We start from the raw sequence: 3278 nt of genomic DNA on the forward strand, positions 1-3278 counted from the left end.
TGCCTCCCCTATTTCCTGATCTGAATCCGCGCGATTTCCTGCATTCCAGGGGCTCCGCGATGGATGGATGTGTCGGCTTTGTCGGGCCGCCAGGTGACGGTGACGCCGGCAGGGGTAATGCCGCGATTGGCGAGCGCGGAAACCACCGCCGTGAGGCGCTGGTCGATCAGGCTGTCGCGCTTTGCGGGATCCCAGTTCTCCGTGTCTCGGGCCGTGATGGTTACATCGACAGCGCCTTTGGCAGCTTGCTGAACGATCTGGTCCAGCAGCGCCTGAGCGTTGCCCGCGAGGGTTATGTCGCCAAATTCAAAGCTGATCTGGAGCGAGGATCCTCCAGATGATCCGCCCGACGCGCTCAGGTCGTTGAGCGTTGCGCCGGAAGTCTGCGCGGGTTGGGCGACAACGGTCTGAGCGGGAAGGATCGGTGTAGCAGATGCGGCAGGCGTATTCTGTCCAATGGGGCGAACCAGCGAGCGTCCTCGCAGTTCTTCTGCCGAAAGGTCCGGTATTGTCGCCTGCCGCTGCGCCATACAGATGGCCGGATCGACCTTCGCCACGGCAGCGATAAGCTTCATCGTCGCTTCTTCGAGCGCGGCGCGGACGCCGAGTTGCAGCGGTTCCTGCCCTTTTGCGCCGACATTGATGTCAAAAAGCGCGGTGCCAAAGAAACGGAAGACATTCGCTCCGATCTCATAACCGGTGAACTGCTTGGTCAGGCTGATGGTCTTGATGACTTCAAGAGATCGTGAGTTGACGATGCGCAAATCGACAGCGACGCTTTCGGTGAAGACGCGCGCCTTGGGACCGATATTGTTGATCTCGATCTCGCCACCACCCGAGCGGATGTCATAATTCAGCTCTGTGATGCCGCCGACGATGTAATAATCGGACTTGGTGATGCTGCCGCCGAAATAGGGCAGCCAAGGCACGCGATTGCCGTTGACCTCATGGACATCGCCATCACCGAGCTGACGCCGGTCGGTGTAACCCAGTTCGCGTTCGGCGATGGTCGGATCGAACCGCTCGGCGATCGCCAATGGCCCGCCAATCTTGCCCAGCGCGGAGTAGACCATCAGGGCGCCGCCCTGGGTGATCGCATTGCCTTCGTTGATCGAATATTTGCCGGTGTAATCCTTGACGTCGCCGACCGCGATCACGCGGCGCGGCCCGTTCTGTGCAATGAGCTGGTCACCAAAACAGGCGAGCGCCGCTTCCATCGGCGAGCGATTGTCACGTACCGGCGTTCCGATGGGCGTTGGTACTTCACCCGGCGCCAGGCGTTGAGCGTCGAGGCCCGGATGCAGCACCGCACAGCCAGAAGTCATCGCCGCCAGCGCCAGAAGCGCGGCCGACCTGCCAAGATATTTGCGGCGTTGAGAATGACGCAACATGCTGATCATCTCCCGCCGTCAGTTCAACGCACTGTACTGGCAGGCAGTGGAGCCAGTGACTGAAGCCGTCTGGTTGCCTGAGTTGGTCTGCTCGGTGTTCAGCGTCTGGAAATTGTCGCCGCGCACGCTGGTCGAAATGTCGCCAGAGGTGCTCGACCCGACTGTGCCGCTATTGGACTGGTTTGCGGTATTGCTGCCGGCACCCGACGCGCTCGCCAGCGTCGTCGTATTGTCATTGCCGGTAGAACTGGACGAATGCCCGGTCGTGCTCGGCGAGTTGGCGATGGCGCTGGTCGAGGACTGGTTACCGGTCGCGGTGGACGTTACCGAGCAATTATACTGACGATCGATATAGGTGTTATAGACCGGCGCAGCATAATAACCGTTCTGCTTCTTCTGCCGAAGATCTTCGAGATAGGCCTTGTTGACCTTGTCCGCCGTGGTCTGGAACTGCCAGCCGACATTCTCACCGACGTTGTTGGCGAGGGCGGCCGTGGGGGACAACAAGGCGAGCACGAGCACACCCGAAATCAGGGGTGACGTTTTCATAAGGAAATACTCCGGAGAGACGAGAGGAAAGGGCCGGGACGACCGGCCCTGCGGGGCCGAACGTCAGATCGGTACGCCGAAAGACGGCGGATCCGATGAAAGCTGGCGGGACGATCCTTGCTCCGGAACAGGATGCGGGCGCGCTTCTGATGGCTCGCCTCACACCCCATCCAGGCGTCCTCTCCCGTGGACACTTTGAAACGCGAAGGATGTGCATTGCCGGTTGAGTGACGAGGCATGGCGCGGTCCGTGCCGTGGCGCGGTGCGACCCGACGCCATGCCTCGCCTTCCCGTGGTGCGACCCGAGGGAACCGGCTTGAAAGGATAATGGCCGGGCAACGGATCTCACGAGAACCCGATGGGCTACCTCCCGCAGCCGGCTCAAAAGAATGGAAGGCGCGAGAGCGATCACCGGAACAGCTTCCAGCCCGCCCAGAGCACAGCACCCCAGAAGAGGATTGCAATCGGGATGCCGGCAACTACCAGTAGCGGAGCCAGCGGACTGGGCTTGCCATCGTCGTCCTGGCGTCCCCGAAAGAAACGGTACGGATCGGGCGCCCCCCAGGGAGAGCCTTCATGCGCACTCAGCCGAGCCTGTTCATGCTCCGGTCCAGCCGAAGCATGGCCGCGCCTTTCGACGTTCATGCGAACGCCCTCCAAAGTTCGATAAGGCCCCACCAGAGCAGACCGCTCAATGGCACCGCTACGAGTATCCCGCGGAATGTGCTCCTGCCATCCGGCCAGTCTTCCGGCGGCGCATCAGGATCAGAGGCTGCGACCAACCAGGCCCAGCGCTCGTCATGGCAACGGCGATCATCACCGGTCATAAGCGGCTCCATGAGAGATGACGGGGTTCTCCGGCCAACTGCCGCCCGAGGTCGCATCGGAACACTCGCCGTTCGGCGCACGTCGCCAGGTTCTCAGAAGCGATGGGCGCCCCCAGTGATAGCCCTGCTGCCAGCGCCCGCCTGCAGCGAGAACGATATCGGCCTGCTCCTGCGTCTCGACACCTTCGACGACGACAGCGGCACCCAGCGCCTGCCCGATACCGATCAGATGCGGCAGCATCGCGCCCTCGGCGGCGGAGACCGCCGCCCTTCGTACGAAGAAGCGGTCGATTTTCACGAAGTCGGGCGAGAAAGCGAGGAGTTGCCGGATCGAGGCATAGCCCGTCCCGAAATCGTCGAGCGCAATGCGGCATCCCAATCGGCGCATACTGGTGACGAAGCGAACCGCCCCGGACACGCTCGGCATCGCCGCAGTCTCGGTAATCTCCAGTACCAGCCGGCGCGCCACATCGGGCCTCGCGACAAGGCGTGATTTTATCTCATCCCACCA

Annotated in this window: 4 protein-coding genes; all 4 read right to left on the reverse strand. The window is 62.1% G+C overall.

Annotated features, from left to right (window positions below; genetic code table 11):
• Positions 1-8 precede the first annotated feature (8 nt).
• A complete protein-coding gene (locus tag ACODRZ_RS26515; protein ID WP_130753334.1) occupies positions 9-1391 on the reverse strand; it encodes a CsgG/HfaB family protein in 1383 nt (460 codons plus the stop codon).
• A gap of 18 nt (positions 1392-1409) precedes the next feature.
• Positions 1410-1940: a hypothetical protein gene (locus ACODRZ_RS26520; protein ID WP_130753332.1), complete on the reverse strand. Its 531-nt coding sequence runs from the start codon at positions 1938-1940 to the stop codon at positions 1410-1412.
• A gap of 408 nt (positions 1941-2348) precedes the next feature.
• Entirely contained in the window at positions 2349-2585 is a 237-nt protein-coding gene (locus ACODRZ_RS26525) for a hypothetical protein (RefSeq protein WP_130753329.1), read from the reverse strand.
• 171 nt (positions 2586-2756) lie between these two features.
• On the reverse strand, positions 2757-3278 hold a 522-nt coding region (locus tag ACODRZ_RS26530; RefSeq protein ID WP_488973166.1), incomplete at its 5' end, for an EAL domain-containing protein.

The organism is Novosphingobium sp. FG90 (genome assembly GCF_057808725.1).